Raw genomic sequence first — 279 nt, forward strand, 5'->3', positions numbered from 1 at the left:
CGGGTCTGGGCGAAAGCCAGTTCGTGACGGGCTGCGTGTCGTGGTCGATCGCGTCGGTGGGGCCGCAGCGCGCGGGGCTGTCGATGTCTTGGACCGGTATCGCCATGTTCGCGGCGCTGTCTATCGGGGCGCCGATGGGCATGGCGATGTATCAGCGTTATGGGTTGGCGGCGTCGATGGCGGCCTGCATCGCCGCGCCGCTGCTGGCCACCGTGATTGCATTGGGGACCGCTTCATACCCGTCGCCCCGCGGCGCGCGGCTGCCGTTTCATCGCGTCG

1 pseudogene is annotated in these 279 nt (G+C 69.2%); it reads left to right on the forward strand.

Going from position 1 to position 279, the window contains the following annotated elements:
- Positions 1-279 (forward strand): annotated as a pseudogene (locus tag SB751_RS29815) (MFS transporter); the annotation flags it as partial.

Source organism: Cupriavidus sp. SIMBA_020 (assembly GCF_046535395.1).
GTDB lineage: Bacteria > Pseudomonadota > Gammaproteobacteria > Burkholderiales > Burkholderiaceae > Cupriavidus > Cupriavidus campinensis.